Source organism: Streptohalobacillus salinus (genome assembly GCF_003201605.1).
GTDB classification, from domain to species: Bacteria; Bacillota; Bacilli; order Bacillales; family Amphibacillaceae; genus Streptohalobacillus; species Streptohalobacillus salinus.
The window spans coordinates 1-16,446 of the sequence record NZ_QJJR01000002.1; the positions used below are offsets into that span (position 1 = coordinate 1).

Consider the following 16,446-nt stretch of genomic DNA (forward strand, 5'->3'; position numbering starts at 1 on the left):
GCTGTCCATTTCTTATTTTTACGCATAAAAAACACTCCTAATAAAGTAGTAGAATTTTTATTATTTCTACTGTCTACTTTATTAGGAGCATATCACAACTACAAATCGGGGCATGTCTTTCTTATACACGTCTTACTAATCTTACTTTTTTTCATAGATGATCGTAAAATTATTGTTAAAGTAATGACAAGGTCTAGAAAGCTTGCCTGGTTACTTTAATTCAATACTTTTAATCACACGTGCTGGATTACCACCAACCACCACGTTATCCGGAAAACTTTTCGTCACAACCGCACCAGACGCGACAACTACATTATTACCCAAGGTCACACCGGGATTAATAATGGCGCCTCCACCAATCCATACATTATCCCCAATATGAATTGGCACCGCATATTCATAGCCGCTATTTCTCTCCACGGGATCTAACGGATGCGTTGCTGTATAGATTTGCACATGTGGAGCAAGCATACAATTATCGCCAAAATGAACTGGAGCGACATCTAAAATTGTACAATCAAAATTTGCATAAAAATGGTTGCCGACATGTATGTTATATCCATAATCAAAACGAATATTAGGTTCCATATAAAGTTCTTCACCCGTCGATCCTAGCAAAGCTCTTAAAAGATTCACCCTCTCTTGCGGTTCTCCTTCTGTTGATTGATTATATAATTGGACTTGTTTTCGGCAATTCAGTCGATCATTAACTAATTGCTTATCAGCTGGCTGATAAAGTTCTCCAGCAATCATTTTTTCTTTTTCTAACATATGGTCTACACGCCCTTTTCATTAAACTGATCTTTCTCTATTAGCTAATCCGTTCAAATACTCTGTTTATGATTAATCGTTATTAGGTAAGGTTACATACCCGGTTCAATATAATCAAATTGAAAAGCTTCAGCATTTAATTCATACCACGTAAATAGTTCACCTTCCAAGTCCCATGTAATTGCAATCTGATTGGGAATCCGGAGACCGTCAACAGTTGTATAACTGTTTATTTCACCGAAGCATCTTTGCCGCTCCGCTTCTGGACCGGTATCTTTATAACGCATAGCCTCAACGTATTCTAATTCAGCATCTGTATTAAAATGAAAGATTGCCGAAACAGTTTGACCATTATAGTTAAGTGTGGCTTCCGCTGTCTCATCATCGACCGCTGTCCAATTCATATAAGTTTCCAAGGCAGCCGTTGGATACCAAGGTAATTCCAGAAGAAAACGGTGCATCGAAGATTCATTAATCTTTTCATTTTGCTGCTCATCAACCACCGCAAAGAGATGACCGAGTCGGATTAACATTTCTCCATTCCCACGATAAAAATAATCCCGTCCAGTTGTAGAAATGACTGGCATCATTTGTAAATCAACCGACCACAGATAACCCGGTTCCGTGACATTAATTACCTGTTCCGCGACAGGATAATAAGGCTTTTCTTGATTTGGCTTAAGTTTCATTGTTCCAGTTTGTTTTAATTCAACCGTTCGAATGAATGGTTTACCAATAATACCTGTATTAATTAACCACTGTTTGACGATTGGTGGGAGCTGTTCCAGCTTCGTTTCGTCAATCACAGGGCGACGCTCTGTAACTGTTTCATTTAATAATTGCGCTTTTTCTTCTTTCACCATTGCTTCGAATTTTTTTTGATTGGACAGACTGATTAAAAACAAGATAATTATGACAAAACCGGTAATAAACAAACCATAACTTATCAATGGCTTCATGCCTCATTCACTCCTTTTCAACTTATAAAAGTGTGTTTCACAAATCACAGTAACCCAATCGACAATGTCCTCATCTGTAGTCTTTTTCTCGGTAATCAATCGTAACGTCAGTCCGTAAATCGTTAACCACAAAATACGGGCCTGTGTTCCGATATCTTGAATTGTAAAACCCTCTTGGTAGCTTGCTTTTTGTAATAACACTTCAAGTGAGCCAATACCACTACCGATGGCATTTTCTTTGAAAATAGATGTATGTTTCACAATAGCTGGAGACGGATTCAACATCACTTTCTGATAGTATTTTTTTTGACTGATTGCGGTTTTTACATAGCGAATGAAACGTTCGATAATTTCCTCACTTGGGGCGACCTCATTAACTAGTGGTTGCTTTACCTCCCACATCAGTGATTGATAACCACTCAAAACAACAGCCTCAACCAGGGATTCTTTATTGTCATAGTAATGGTAGACGGTACCAATCGATACGTCCGCTTGCTGTGCTACTGCCCGAATCGATAACGCTTCAAATCCAGTGGATTCGACAATTGCTTTTGCAGCTATTAATAACTTCATTTCATTTTGTTTAATTGTGTCAGGTTTCATTTTCTTACGCAAAACATCACCTCTTTTATTGAACGTTGTTCAATTAATAAAATAAGTATACCATATAATCCATTATCAAGCGACAAATCCCTATAAAAATCATCACTTAAATAAACAACCAAGTGAGCTGAGTATTTTTGTCGCTCTCTCGGTTGTTTATATAAAATGTTGGTTTTGTTAGTGACGACGCTTGTAAAAGGCCAAGCTCAATAATATCCTCCAGTAAAAATGATTTCACTAATTGTTTTTTCTGATTCAAAGACTAAATCATTAAAGGTAAAAGCGATAAAATTCCCAGAGGTTAGTGATTCATACATCGTCTGTAATTGACCGAGTTCTAAGTTAAAGCTCTCTTTATTTGGACCGATGCGTGCACTTAAGTTAATGTCTTCAAAAGCAATAAGTGTGACCTCTCCTTCGAAAGCTTTATCAAGATCAGGATATGGCGATTGGGCTGCTTTTACCTTTATTTTTTTAGTAACGCCTTCTTTTGTGATTGATACAATTTCACCATAGTATTGTTTGTTGGTTCTATCTGGTTGATTTCTTTCTGGTTGTATTGTGTTAATGCTGAGAAAAAGCGATAAACCCGTCAACAGAATAATCATTACGTAAAAGAAACTTAACCATTTTTTCTTTTTCATTTATTGCTCCTTTTGCTGATTTTGTCAAACATCCAGAAAAATTATAGCATTCAAAAATTATCTAAGCTATCTTTTTTCTCGGTTTACTTAATTCGTTATTCTCGCGTGTGAACTTCAGAATGAACTTCAAGCGTCGGTGTGCTGACCAATTCAAAGGTTGCTGATGCAAGCGTAACCTGATTTGAACTACTTTCAACTTTGGTAAGAATATGCGAGAAAAGCTCATCTTTTACACCTAATCGTCTTTTATAATCAACCACATACCTAACGGTGAACTCCACCCAATTATCATTCACTTCCATTAAAACCAATGGTTTTGTTGTTGCGTTTTCGATTAAGTATTTTTGCACCATATTGTTCCAATGTTTTTCAGCTTCTTCGACATAACTGCCAACCACTTCATCTGCGGCTTGATAACAGATTGCCCTAGCTAATTCGTAGTTGCTACCAAATTTAACTGGAATTTTAATTTCATCCCATAAAAACGGGAAGTCAGCCGAGTAGTTATAGACCGGTTCTTTAAAAACAAAGCTATTCGCGATCCGTACAATTCGCCCATTGTATAAGTCACCATCGACCCAACCACCAATCTCCATGATGGTCGTCCGTAACATCCCTACATCAATCACATCTCCCTTTATTCCACCGACTAACACTCGGTCACCTGATTTGTAGATATCGCTAAATAGAATGGCGGTCCAGCCGGCCAAACTAACTATAACTTCTTGTAAGGCAAAGGCAATCCCAGCCCCCGCTATACCAAAAAAGACGGTGAGTGAGCCAAGTCGGTCTCTATACACGACAGACAACAATAGCACGATTAAAATATAGCCAACCGTTCCTATTGCTTTTTTTGTTCGATAGGAACTATTCGGATCCTTTATGTAATGATTTAATCGCTTTGAAATAATACTTCTAACCAGCATTATGAATACACTACCAATAACAGCAATCGCTAACTGAATTGCATTTGGTCCACTAAATACTTGCATGACTTGATCCATTCATGTCGCCTCCTTTTGACTATTTGGTTTGGTTATGTTTATAAAACTCTTAAAACACCATCCGCATAACTCGTTAGAATTTAAACGGACAGTGATTAACAATCATTTAATAGGACACAATGAAGAAAACTGCGCTTGTCTAGTATTACCCTATTTTTCTAGAAGTTATTCCCGTTACCAGCTAATAATAAAAACAAACCCACTACGGTAGCTATGGACATACCGGAATGAGTTTGTTTATTCTTTTACATGCTACTTCACTAATGAAGCACATTTTAGCATTTATTTAGTTGGCGCTCGTTCTATTTAATTGACGCCGTTTAACATGCACTTTAATCTCAGCAATCTCGCCATCGCGATTAAAAATACGTTGACTTATCTCTTTTGTTAACGTATCTGCGTGATCGTTAACTATTTCTGTCCCATCTTTAAAAGTAATAACCAGTTTTTTATCTGTGTCTAAACAATAGGTAATGGGTACTGTGCAGAACGTAAAGCCGAGCATATCGTTTTTAAGTTCAATAGTTTGTGCTGCTGTGGTATCATCCTTTGTTGGTAATGACCACTGGTGGTTACCAGTTAAAAATTCCTGCTCCGCTAAAAGAACAGGGTTAAATTGAATTTGACCATTTGTGACGTGAACGCCTAATTCACCAAAGCGAGAAATAAAGTCTTCTTTAACTTGACCTGTCATGCCCGGTTGTTGCACTCCAGCAAAGCTTGGCGTGTGTGAATAAGCTTCGGTGGGAAAGGCTCCGTAGGCTTCAGGTGACTTTTCTAATCCAATTCCCGCCTTAATATCTTCATAGAGGTGCAATAATGTTTCGGCTTCTTCGTTCATACCGGTTTCTTGATAAACGGCTTCAAAGTTCTCTTGGGTCGCTAATAGAAGCTTCGATACCATATGCCAATAAACACTTCCTAAGCCTTCATATTTATAGAAAGTTCCTGAACGACCGGTAAAGGCATGGTGGTTAAAGAGATCGGAAAACACTTCTTCCACGACTTTAATATCTTCCGCTTGGTAATCTGTTGAGGTGATTAGTGCGTCTCTTATTTCTTCGCCATTTCTGAATTGGCCATTAAAATGATAATTACCCTTTACGTCCTGCTCAATAAATCGTGTCTGGTTCTGGTTTAATTCTTCCTTCAAAATGAATGAGCGCTTAACGTATTCTTCAGGGATGATGTTTTTAGTTAAGAAGGTAGGCAGTTCTCGATTCGGATACAACATATAGCTGTGTTGATCTTCACGATAAATCGCACTTTTTCTTATCGCTATTAGTACGGCTATAGCTTCTTTACCCGTCAGTGCTTTTGAACTTAACACTGCCACTTGTCCTTCTAGCATTTCATACAGGTGTGATATGCTACAACGCTTTTCTTCAAAACGAATCAAGTTATAAGCATGATAGAGGCCATCTGTCCGCTTATTTTTAGTGATAGAATCTTTTAAGTGGTTCATGGAAACATCTGTAAAATCACGTAGTGATTGTATTTCTAGTGGTGCTTTTTTACCGCTAAAGCCATCGGTATAAATGGTATGACGGTAACGTTCGCCGATCTCACCTAATGCTTTGACAACTTCAAAACGAACACTATCTGACATGTTTTCGCCTAAATATTTCTTGCTATCGGCTAAGACATTATAGGTCTCCTTAAACATTTGCATCACTTCAACTGAAACATTTATCGATGTCGCGTCAACCGTTTCAATCAGTTCACTCATATAGTCTTGGAAGCGGTGCATGTAATAAAGCGTTACCATCGATAAACCATTACCAACTAGCGCATTATTGGCATCATTCCACTCTGGACGTTGGGTATTCATCCAGATTCCACCTTCAGGAACATAGTTTGAGAACTTAGCAAGTAACGTAACTAAAAGTTTTTCCATTAAGTTAACCTGATAAACTTTTCCCTTACTATAAACAAGTTTACCGTCAGCGCCCACTTCAGCTATCTTTTGTTCAATGGCTTGTTCCTTTTGATCATCATATTCAATACTATTTCTCGGATCATTAACTAGTGCCGCAAACCCTTTAATTTTATACGGGACATGCGCGTATGCATAAATTTCTTTTTGCAGCAATGTCTGTAATTTTTCCGGATGATATGCCTTTGATAACTCTAAAAGCTTCAGCAGATAGATGATTTGGTGATCGCCCCAATAACCGATGTTTGACCAAGGATCCTCCGGATCAATCTTTTCCCAATCTATACCATCTTTCGTAATCCGGTAAGGATTATAGCCATCGGCCGTTGAAGCGTTAACAAATTTGGCAATGATGCTTTCTATATAGTTCGGATAACTTATCGATAACGCTTCCCAGTTTTGAAAAATATCGCGCCAGTTACCTTCAAATTTTAAGGCCTTACTTCCATCTTCTTTAGTAAGCTCAATATTGAATTTATTCCACGGACGACTAGGATCACCATGACGTCGACTAAATGTGAGTGGTAAGTACTCATAGACCAATCGTTCAAAATCTCGCGATTGCGTTTCTGCAGCCACAGTAAGTAACTGCGCATAGCTAATGGTTTCTGGTAACTGCGTGATACATATTTGCTGTTCCGCGTAAACAGCTTTATTCCAATTGGCTACAAATGATGCAAAATCTTTGCGGTCAATCATGTAGCCGCTTGCATAAATACCGCCACGCATAATGTTGTATAAGGTGTTAGAGAAATGGCGATAGGTCGCTTTTTTATCAGCGGTGTACTGCACACCATCCGCTTGATAAACCATTCGTTTTAGGTTTTGTTCGCCTTTTGATACATCCGCTTCAATGCATGTAAGCATATCTGGCGTTTCTTTTAGCGTTTGTAATAACGCTTCAATAGCTGCAACGCTCTGGTTAAGCTCTGCTACGATCGACCAATGCTTAGATGTTTTCCCATCAAGTGTTACAGTAGCTTCAACGTAATAAGCGCCTCTTCGACCTTTTACATCAACTTCTGTTTCAATCAAGCCATTTTTCCAAAACGCTTTAGTTTGTTGTTCTGATAATAGGTATTGGGGGTTATCTAAACCCGTTGACCAAACAGTCGTCGCCTTTAGTGATTCACTTGGTTCAGCTTTATCGGTTAAAATTGAGCTTAGTGTGTAAATACCAAGTCCTAGACCTTCAACTAATTCTGAGCGTTTATAGCCATCCACTAATGTACTCTTAGTGGTTTGTAACAGCGTATTCACTCCATACGGTAAGATATTTCGAAGCCCATCTAAGACTCTAACCTCAATCGCTTGCTCAGCTAAATTTTCCAACTTAGATTCTTTCACGAATCCAAACTGATCACTTGTTTTCCAGATATAACGGTAGCTAACGTCTAAGTCATGATTGATTTCTTCGAAAATAATCTTGTTGCCCGTTGTATTTTTGTACAGATTTCTAGTTATTTGGTAAACATTCTGCATGTGTGTTGAAAAAGGTTGCCACAAATAGCTTTTCATATTTTTTTTAATGATTAATTGTGTATCAGGTCCTGTCGTTTCATGACTGTCATGAATTTTGTCATCGGTGTCATACGGGAATAGCGCAGACTCCGCATTTTTTCGTCCACTCGTGAGCCCTCCTGTACTTGAAATAAACATCCATTGGTCACTATCGCTAACGATTGTCATGAAGAATGGTGGCATCTCATCGAAGTTTTCAATTTTGAAGTAAGCGCCCTCTTTTAATTGTTCTAATTTTAACGAAACCGCTTTCGTTTTTTGATATAAAAAAGTGTTACCGAAGTATAAATCGTCTCGTGTATTCATCAAATGTCCCTTTCTATATTTAATTTATAAACTAACCGGGTCACCATTGATTATAAAGGGATATGAGAAAAAGTGCAATCACCTTTATCAGATATCGAAAATTTAAATGTAGATTTCCTAAAAATCAATGGATGACCACCTATAAAAAGCACCTTAACATAAAGGTTCCACACTGATTTACGCAGATGCCTTGATTGCCCGAACAGATACTAGGCATTTGTTTGATAAAATTCATAGACACGCTGCCATGATATTTCTTCATTTGGTTGTAAATGAATATCGAAAAATACCTCAGGACAAATCACATGGGACCGCCCCCAAAGTGCGATTTTTGTTGGTCTAAAATCAGACGATGCACGGACACCTGCTCCCACTCGACGATGAAAAAGATCCCAAATAAACGATGCGGGTTCATTGTCGCTTACAATTTTCGCATAAAAATCGCCATCTGGAGTGACTGGCCAAGTCAATTGCTCATGCGACTGCGACATTTTCCCTACACTTAGGTCAAATGAACGCAAACCAGGAAAAGTCAGTTGATAATCTTCGGATACCGTTTGGTTGTTGATTCCAATAAAATTATGCGAATATTCATTCGTCTTAATCGTATGACTACCCGTATTAATTAACCGATATTCAAACACAAGTTTGTTATCTTTAAGACTTAATGCTTTAAATAAGTGATAGCCATAACCATGAGCATTTTTAATTGCTGTCTCAAATGTAAGTGATTCCGGGTGTTGTTCAACTTCAACTGTTGCTGGTGATACGTCATAGGGGTTGAAAAAATCATAGGGTGTATCTACCTTTTTTTTCAACAAACCTACGCCTATTTTCGGAAAAAAATCGCCAGTAGCTGTTGTGTCATAACCTAAAGGTAAATCAATCCCAAACTCATTACAAAACCCTAATCCACCTGTGCCTTTTCCATGTTCTAATCGTTCTGGTACGCAGTAACTGATACAATCATCGAGGGTGATTTGTGTGACAAAACCGGTCCAATCAAAACGCGAGCCCTGATATAGATTGCCCGGCTCTTGAACCTCAATCTTTAATCGGTTATTTTTCAGTTGATACATGTTGACACCTCCTTAACATTTATACGTATTTGGGCTAAAAGCCCATAGTGTCTAGAAAAAATGTACCGTTAATTCAATCGAAGTAAACGTCTAGCTGATTGGGAAAAGGATTGTTGAAAACAAAAACTTCAGCAATTTTCATTTGACGTTCATCATGGCATCCTTCCTAAATAAAAGCCGTGGATAACATTGTGTTAATGTAGCCTTTTCAGCCATGCTAACCGCAAATAAGTCACTAGATAATATATACCAAAAGTCATTAGCAATGGAATAAAAAGAGCAAGGCCAAACCAACTATATGTGGTCATATCTTCTTGAATGACCACTGCTTGTATAGATTTCACGTTGGAACTGTACCCTATTGCTTGAACGAGAACAAAACTTGTTACAAAAAGAGCAAGCAGATTATTTTTCTTAAAAGGTAATTTCCCGTAAATCCCTACAGACAATGCAAGCAACAGCGATAGGTGGGCCATTACTTTAAAAATAGAAAGGTTAGAGTAGATGGCCAACAGTTCTATTGCGCCAGCATTTGCTAACAGTAGTACTGATAGCTTAAAAAATCTGCTGTCATTGATAATCAGCATGAAAATAAGACAATAAATGACCATCACCATAATCGCCAAAGCAATGCCTTCAGGGGAGTTGCTAGTTTCTAGCAAGTTTATCACCTCTTTTTTTCGTTTTGAAGCAGCGTCACCTTATTAACTAATGCATCAAGGATGACCTAATTCTACGTCGCCATTAAATCATTAAATTCTCGCTCTATTTTCCTGTATTCTAAGGGCCCTAACTTCTTAACCGTCTGGTTATCAAAAATATAGCGCGCATATTCTTCAATCAGCTCTCGATTTTTTTTACTTGCTCGGTTTTTTACTATGCTTAGTGATTTAAACGCTTCAATAACCACTGTTGAGTCGGCTTGACCATAAAAAACTATTTGATTGTAGGCATCGTATAAAATCATTTCAAAATCATACGCTTCATAGATAACAGCACCTGGATTACCCTCATCTCTTAAAAGATTGTACCCTTCTTCAATGATTGATAAATCTCTTAACAAGGTCCCAAGAATTCGTAAACAGTGATTAGCTGTATTAGGGTCATTAATGCCTGGTGATAAAGCTTTTAAAGCAATTTCAACAATTTTTTGTATCATAAAACTAAAATCCTGGGTCTGTGTTTTTTTGTTCCCAATTAAAATCGATTGCGTTAACTCGTGTAGCACTTGTTCACCGAACTCTTCTTCCATTTCGTGGTAAATCGTTATGACTCTTGTTTCTTTAGAAATGAATTGGCCCACGACTTTTTGTACGCAAACGACACATTTATTGTCTGCAGCAAACTTTTTTAACCGCTTATAATTTATTTCTTGAATGTACCCGTCTGAATGCCCTAGGATCCGTAAATAAATTTTATCATCAATATATTGATGCATATCTTCTTCTGAGATAATTTCTGATTCCCCAACAAAAGCAATATAATTATCGATTTTTGCTTTAGATTCTTTCTGCAACCTTAAGATTAAATCACTCGCTTGAATATGGGTGGATACATTATTGACAAACAAAAGAAAGTAGATTAACCCTACAATGACATAAACAACAGCAACACTAGCAGCAATGACTAAATTGCCCTCTTTACTTGTGTCGATGAACAACAGCGAAGTAATGGCATAAATAAACCCACTTAAAAATACACCAAATGATTTCATCGTCGTATTATTGTTTAAGAAATTTTCAACCACACGTGGCGTAAACTGAGATGAATACATAGTTAAAACAACCATTGTTGTTGAAAAAGTAAAAGTTGCGATTGTTATAAATGCCCCTGCGACAATCCCTAAAACGGCTTGTGCTAAAGAAGTGGTCGTATAAAAAAGCGAATTAAGATAAAGTGACATTTCTTCGGCATATGTTTTATCAATGATTGTAATAGTGATTGACAGGATTAAGGCAATCAAACTATAAATAACCGGATAAAGCCAAATGCTTGTGCGTATTTGATTGATAATTTTTTTCATGCGTTGTCATCACCCTTCCACTAGTTTCCTGTGCAATAGTCTTTTTCTATTTCAGATTACACCAGTCATGCTTTTAGAGATTAATTTGATAGCTTTCTTAAAAACCTCATTGATTAAACCATCATCAATCGATGTCATCGTCTAAACGCGGCTTCATAGTGCTTTGGGTAATTTAATTGCGACTGACACTCTAAGATTATTTCTTTCAACAACCAGTTGGTACGGTTTGATGTGGTTAATCGTTAAACATGAGCTATTGATGCATAGCCATCTGATTTAACAAGTCCTCATCTGCTAAAACACACATTCCTTCGCTATTACATGCCAGAATGCTTTTGATAATCCGTTCATGTAACAAACTATTCGCTCATGATTTTTTTGTTACTATTGTTACGATAAAGGAGACTAAGCTATACGATAACAGCCAAATCATAAAATCTGCTAGCAATAAGCTAACGTCAAATCGATCATAAATAGGATTATACGAGAGACCAATCAATGCCCGGCTTACTGTTGCAACAAAATATGTAAGTAAAAAAATCAAAAGATATTTTTTCAAAAGTGCTCACGTCCTTATCAACTTTTTTAGTTCGTTTATGATAAGCAAAAACAGAAAATAGCTTCTTTGCTCAACTTACTTCTACCTCATTCACTGTCACCATTTGTTATGCTCTTTAATTATTCGATCAAATCAGATTTGTCAAAAACCACCTATACCGCTAAACACCGTTCTGATATTAAAAGCCTTGCTTTGAAATTAATTCAATCAACGCATTAGTTTATCGGTTAACATTAATTAACTGTAGACACGAGGGTTGTCGACGGTTGTATAACTTTGTTTGTGACGCTTGCTTTTGAATTTTGGAAACTTGGCGTTGCCTTTGAAAAAGGCTTTGTATGCTTTATCCACGTTTAGTTGAGCGTTCGCCAATGCTAACGCGTCTACTTCTTTCAACCGCTCGAACGCTTTCTTATACTTGTCAGACGAAGGGAGCCTTCTATCAGAAGTTCATTAAATTGATCTCGTTCTGTCGTCTATGACTAAAAATCAAACAAACCCTTAAAAATGCTTTTCACAAGCGCTCTTAAGGGTTTCAGCCTTATTTTTTCTTAAAAAGCGCAACTGTTTCGACATGAACACTATGTGGGAACATATCGACAGGTTGAACAGTTTTCAATTCATAACCGAACGGGATAAGTTCACGTGCATCAATAGCGAACGTTTCAGGATTACACGAAACATAAACAATGCGTTCAGGCTGGGCCCGCCCAATTCGACGCATAACTTTTCCACCGGCCCCAGATCGCGGTGGATCTAACAACAACAATTCAGGTATACCAAACGTCTCAAGCATCATATCAATGCCACGACGTGCATCTTTTGCTAAAAAGGTCGTGTTGTCGATGTGGTTATCGATCGCATTGCGTTTTGCCGATTCTATAGAAGTTTCAACAATTTCAATGCCACATAATTCCCCCACACGTGTTGCAAAAGGTAAGGAAAAAGTTCCTACTCCACAAAATAGATCGATCATTTTTTCTGTTTTTCTCGGTTTGCCCATTTCAATCGCTAAATCAACCAGCGTCTCTGCTTGAACAGGATTTGTTTGAAAGAAAGTATCAAACCATAAACGGTACTTGAACCCGAACATTTCATCATAAATGTAATCACGCCCAGATAGAACAAACTGTTCTTCAGATTGCGTCCGGTCAGCCCAATCTTCGTTCTTAAACCAAACTAAGCTTTTTACTGCCGGACAGTTGCTTTCTATCCGCTTCGCTAAAGCTTCACTTGCAGCCTTTAAACCATTTGCGGGAGTTTCTGTCGCGAATAATCCCAACATGATTTCACCAGTTTTAAATGACTGCCTTACCATTAAGTGGCGCAATAACCCTTCATGTTCATCTTTGTTGTACCCGGACAATTGATAGTCATTTACCCATGCTTGTACTTCCATTGCACAGTCAACCATTGCTTTTCCAGCAATTAAACATGTTTCTAAGGGAATAATCTTTCTAAAGTTTCCTTGCTCGTGCAATCCTAGTTTACCTTCCTTAGAAAATGTGAATTCCATTTTGTTACGATAGCGGAACGGTTCACCCGTTGTTCCAATCGTATCTTTTACTAAGTTTGAGTCAAACCCTTGGTTTACTAGCATCTCCTTGACATGACGCGTTTTTCCGTCCAATTGCCCTTGATAACTCCAATGTTGCCAAACACATCCGCCACATTTCTCGAAATGTGGACATTCAGGGATGATTCGCTCTTTGTTCGCTTCTAATAACTCAAATTGGTTTAACTTCACCCATCTTAATTCAGGATTCTCGACATCGACCCGAACTTTTTCCCCGGGAAGTGTTTGTGGTATGATTAATTTTAATTTTTTCGGATTCTCTTTACCTGTATCGCGCCATACGACAGCACGTCCTGAACCTTTTTCATCTAAATAATCAATCGTTGCTTCAAAGGTTTGCTTTTTATTTTCTGTCATCAATTATTTGCCTCCTAGCGAAATCTAAAAACCCCATTCATCATATCATTTTTATGAGCAATAATCGATAATTAAAAGGATATATCTAATTTAGATATACCCTTCTTCTTTAAGTGGTCGCATCACGCAATTTTTCCCTGCACGCTTTGCTTTATACAACAGATCATCAGCATGATCAAAGAACAACTCTTGTGTCAATGTTTTATTCAGTGGTTGAAAGCCCACACTTACTGTAATATAACCTTGAATCTCATCATGCACGGTCGTCGCAATTTTCTCGCGAATCGTATCAATCAGTTCATGCGAATCATCTTCTGACTTACTGGTAAGTAATACCGCAAATTCTTCTCCGCCATAACGGGCGACAATTTCATTTTCCGTCACATTCTCTTCAATGATTCGTGCCACTCGCTTTAGAATCACATCACCAACACTATGTCCATACTGATCATTAATTTGCTTGAAATTATCAATATCAATAATGGCGAGTTGTAGTGGCATGTTGTAGTGGATGCTTTGGTCGTACAAGAAATCCAAGTATTCATAAAACGTTTTATGATTATAAAGCTCTGTTAAAGGGTCGACTTTTGTTAGGCGTTCCATCATTGCACTTTTCACCATTAATGATCGTTCTTGTTCTGCAGAACGTTTCAAAACATTTAGTATGTCGGTACCACGGTCAAGTACCAATCTAAATACATAATAAGCACAAATCAACATGAAAAAGTATGAAAAACTTTCAAATACTGACGCATTTAATCGAACTTTTGGCACCGTATAAAGTAGAAGCAATGCAATGATGTTAACTAAAAAACTAAATTTTAATTCCGTTTTATTAAAATAGATTAAATTAACTGCCATTAAGATAACAAATAACACTTGTAAGCCAGGCACACCCGCATGTGTGTATACCGTAATCCAAGCAGCAATAACCCCTAGGATGGTTAATACTCTCGGACTGTACATTCGTCTAACCCGAACAAAGTAAGTGGCCAGGCCAATCACGAAAATTTGAAATGTTGAGGGCAACACTAATTTATATATGAAATAGGTTTCAAAGGTATAGAGTTCATGCATTAATGCCATTACTAATCCCAGTAGTTGTCCTGTCATTGCAAGGCCAACCATAAACCAGTATATGTATATGATTTTATTCATCCATGTTTTTAGGTCGACTTGAAGATGATCATTTTGTGACATCACAATTCTCCTTCACGTTTAGCAGTTAAGTCATGCACTTGCATCTGTTTTTAACTTATGATACTTTTACTCTGATGTTGACAAAGAAAGTCAACCAAAAGATGCGGTGATTTTGTATAGAAATGAGCCAATCCTAAGACAAATATGTAAAATATCAGATATCATTTATATTATAGCTGAATACCTGATACATTTCACCTATTTTTGATAAATATTTTTTGTAATTCAGAAGAGAATCGAGGCACAACATGACACACTTTCAAATCATCGGTGGCGGAATTGCTGGGGCAAGCATCGCCTACCATTTGGCAAAAAACGAGCAAAAAGTAACGGTTTATGATCGACATGATCAGGGACAGGCAACTTCTGCCTCAGCCGGCATTATTTGTCCTTGGACGAGTCAGCGTCGTAACAAAGCATGGTATCGCTTAGTAAAAGCTGGGGCAAAGTACTACCCGACGTTTATTAAAGAACTTGAAGGACTTACAGGGCACTCAACCGGTTATCAACAAAACGGCGCCCTTAGTTTATTTAAAGATTCTCATATCCAAGGGCTTGCCTATGAACGAATAATGAATAAAGCAGCTGAGGCTCCCGAAATGGGTCAAGTGAAAAAACTATCACCTGATGAACTTCGCACACTACATCCTTACCTGACAACGCATTTTCCTGCTGTATATGTTGAAGGTGGTGCGCAAGTAAGTGGCAACATGCTGTTAGAGACATTAAAACTTGCGATTAAAAAACTTGGTGGAGAATGGATTGCTACCGATCAAGCACCTAAAGAACTATTGGGTAAAGTTATCTATACAGCTGGTGCCTGGGCTAATGAATATGCTGAGGATGCAAACGTAAGACATCAACGGGCTGAGTTACTTGATATTAAAGTAAACACAAACATTAATCGTAGTGATATTCCTGTAGTAATGGGGCTTGGACCCATGTATATTGTCAATAACGGCAATCAACACTTTTATATCGGTACCACCCATGAAGATACAGTACAATTTGACACTTCAGAAAATGAAGTCAATCGAGACTATCTTCTCACTCAAGCTAACCGCTATTTTACTGAACATACCATCGAAAAATGCTATTCGTCTATTGGTATGCGTCCACTTACCGATGACAACCTTCCTTTTATCGGTCCAGTAAACGGTGTTTATGTTGTCAATGGCTTAGGCTCATCAGGCTTAACAGCCGGTCCAGTGATTGGACGTGAAGTTGCACGTTTTCTACTTGGGTTAGAAACCACACTTAACTTAACTGACTATAACCACCTTGCTTAACCAGCAAGGTGGTTATTATTCGCCCTTATCTTCCTTTTACGTGAGTGCCTTGATAATCGTTTTATGCTCCGGAAAACGACTTAGTAATTCGGCTTCAGTAAACAATTTAAAGTCTTCAAAAGTAAAACCAGGCGCTACCATACATCCGACGAGACCATAATTCCCACCATCGGCAAGTTTTGATCCAAAAATCGTTCCTTTTGAAACTTTCACCTGTGGCCTTTCCCCCGCAACAACATTTAATCCTAGCCGTTCGATAACATAGCGTCCATCAGGATGAATCATATGAATATCTAGCGGATCACCCTCATGAAAGTACCACAGCTCATCAGCAGTTAGCTGATGAAAATGTGATACCTCTTGCTCAGTAAGTAAGAAATATATACTTGTATAATCAAGCAGATCTTCTGTCGATTTCAGTTCGGCTTTAAACGTGGATTGATAATAACCACCTTCCGGATGCGGAACCAAGTTCAAGAGATCAACCAACACCTGTGCACGTGAATTCAAATGAGTACCCTACCTTCTGACTGATTTTTTTGTCCTTTACGCTTAAGAGGAACCAAGCAGATACCTGCTTGGTTCCTTAGTTTTTTAATTATCACATCGGCTTATCATT

13 protein-coding genes and 1 pseudogene are annotated in these 16,446 nt (G+C 37.9%); 1 reads left to right on the forward strand and 13 read right to left on the reverse strand.

Annotated elements, in window-relative coordinates:
* Positions 1–210: 210 nt before the first annotated feature.
* The 12 genes and pseudogenes from DES38_RS01465 to DES38_RS01520 form a co-directional block, all read right to left on the reverse strand.
* Positions 211–771 carry a sugar O-acetyltransferase gene (locus DES38_RS01465; RefSeq protein WP_110250313.1) on the reverse strand — a complete coding sequence of 187 codons (561 nt, stop codon included), beginning with the start codon at positions 769–771 and terminating at the stop codon, positions 211–213.
* Positions 772–863: 92 nt separating this feature from the next.
* Entirely contained in the window at positions 864–1,730 is an 867-nt protein-coding gene (locus tag DES38_RS01470; RefSeq protein WP_110250314.1) for a DUF6920 family protein, read from the reverse strand.
* 3 nt (positions 1,731–1,733) lie between these two features.
* Positions 1,734–2,345: a TetR/AcrR family transcriptional regulator gene (locus tag DES38_RS01475; protein ID WP_110250315.1), complete on the reverse strand. Its 612-nt coding sequence runs from the start codon at positions 2,343–2,345 to the stop codon at positions 1,734–1,736.
* Positions 2,346–2,539: 194 nt separating this feature from the next.
* The gene (locus DES38_RS01480; protein WP_110250316.1) at positions 2,540–2,977 is read right to left on the reverse strand and encodes a hypothetical protein; all 438 of its coding nucleotides are present in this window, start codon (positions 2,975–2,977) and stop codon (positions 2,540–2,542) included.
* Positions 2,978–3,072: 95 nt separating this feature from the next.
* A complete protein-coding gene (locus DES38_RS01485; RefSeq protein WP_110250317.1) occupies positions 3,073–3,981 on the reverse strand; it encodes a mechanosensitive ion channel family protein in 909 nt (302 codons plus the stop codon).
* Positions 3,982–4,267: 286 nt separating this feature from the next.
* Positions 4,268–7,744, reverse strand: a complete 3,477-nt coding sequence (locus tag DES38_RS01490) for a hypothetical protein (RefSeq protein WP_110250318.1) — start codon at positions 7,742–7,744, stop codon at positions 4,268–4,270.
* A gap of 209 nt (positions 7,745–7,953) precedes the next feature.
* Complete coding sequence (locus DES38_RS01495; RefSeq protein ID WP_110250319.1) at positions 7,954–8,823, reverse strand: hypothetical protein; 870 nt, start codon at positions 8,821–8,823, stop codon at positions 7,954–7,956.
* 194 nt (positions 8,824–9,017) lie between these two features.
* Positions 9,018–9,485, reverse strand: a complete 468-nt coding sequence (locus DES38_RS01500) for a hypothetical protein (RefSeq protein ID WP_110250320.1) — start codon at positions 9,483–9,485, stop codon at positions 9,018–9,020.
* Between the two features lie 71 nt (positions 9,486–9,556).
* On the reverse strand, positions 9,557–10,846 hold the full coding sequence (locus tag DES38_RS01505; protein WP_110250321.1) for a DUF2254 domain-containing protein: 1,290 nt from the start codon (positions 10,844–10,846) through the stop codon (positions 9,557–9,559).
* An 823-nt stretch (positions 10,847–11,669) separates the two neighbouring features.
* Positions 11,670–11,837: pseudogene (locus DES38_RS12080) on the reverse strand (RNA-guided endonuclease TnpB family protein); the annotation flags it as partial.
* Positions 11,838–11,946: 109 nt separating this feature from the next.
* Positions 11,947–13,338, reverse strand: coding sequence for a 23S rRNA (uracil(1939)-C(5))-methyltransferase RlmD (rlmD, locus tag DES38_RS01515; RefSeq protein ID WP_110250322.1), 1,392 nt, complete (start codon positions 13,336–13,338; stop codon positions 11,947–11,949).
* A gap of 90 nt (positions 13,339–13,428) precedes the next feature.
* On the reverse strand, positions 13,429–14,538 hold the full coding sequence (locus DES38_RS01520) for a GGDEF domain-containing protein (RefSeq protein ID WP_110250323.1): 1,110 nt from the start codon (positions 14,536–14,538) through the stop codon (positions 13,429–13,431).
* A gap of 248 nt (positions 14,539–14,786) precedes the next feature.
* Here DES38_RS01520 and DES38_RS01525 point away from each other — a divergent pair, with 248 nt between their 5' ends.
* Complete coding sequence (locus tag DES38_RS01525) at positions 14,787–15,827, forward strand: NAD(P)/FAD-dependent oxidoreductase (RefSeq protein WP_110250324.1); 1,041 nt, start codon at positions 14,787–14,789, stop codon at positions 15,825–15,827.
* 36 nt (positions 15,828–15,863) lie between these two features.
* Here the strand turns inward: DES38_RS01525 and DES38_RS01530 are convergent, their stop codons facing one another.
* Positions 15,864–16,337: a cupin domain-containing protein gene (locus DES38_RS01530; RefSeq protein WP_110250325.1), complete on the reverse strand. Its 474-nt coding sequence runs from the start codon at positions 16,335–16,337 to the stop codon at positions 15,864–15,866.
* Positions 16,338–16,446: the final 109 nt, after the last annotated feature.

Excerpts from the sequence above, each read along its gene's own strand:
- DES38_RS01480 (WP_110250316.1), bottom strand. The coding sequence starts at position 2,977 with ATGAAAAAGAAAAAATGGTTAAGTTTCTTTTACGTAATGATTATTCTG.
- DES38_RS01520 (WP_110250323.1), bottom strand. The coding sequence starts at position 14,538 with ATGTCACAAAATGATCATCTTCAAGTCGACCTAAAAACATGGATGAAT.
- rlmD (WP_110250322.1), bottom strand. The coding sequence starts at position 13,338 with ATGACAGAAAATAAAAAGCAAACCTTTGAAGCAACGATTGATTATTTA.
- DES38_RS01505 (WP_110250321.1), bottom strand. The coding sequence starts at position 10,846 with ATGAAAAAAATTATCAATCAAATACGCACAAGCATTTGGCTTTATCCG.
- DES38_RS01485 (WP_110250317.1), bottom strand. The coding sequence starts at position 3,981 with ATGGATCAAGTCATGCAAGTATTTAGTGGACCAAATGCAATTCAGTTA.
- DES38_RS01495 (WP_110250319.1), bottom strand. The coding sequence starts at position 8,823 with ATGTATCAACTGAAAAATAACCGATTAAAGATTGAGGTTCAAGAGCCG.
- DES38_RS01470 (WP_110250314.1), bottom strand. The coding sequence starts at position 1,730 with ATGAAGCCATTGATAAGTTATGGTTTGTTTATTACCGGTTTTGTCATA.
- DES38_RS01490 (WP_110250318.1), bottom strand. The coding sequence starts at position 7,744 with ATGAATACACGAGACGATTTATACTTCGGTAACACTTTTTTATATCAA.
- DES38_RS01525 (WP_110250324.1), top strand. The coding sequence starts at position 14,787 with ATGACACACTTTCAAATCATCGGTGGCGGAATTGCTGGGGCAAGCATC.
- DES38_RS01465 (WP_110250313.1), bottom strand. The coding sequence starts at position 771 with ATGTTAGAAAAAGAAAAAATGATTGCTGGAGAACTTTATCAGCCAGCT.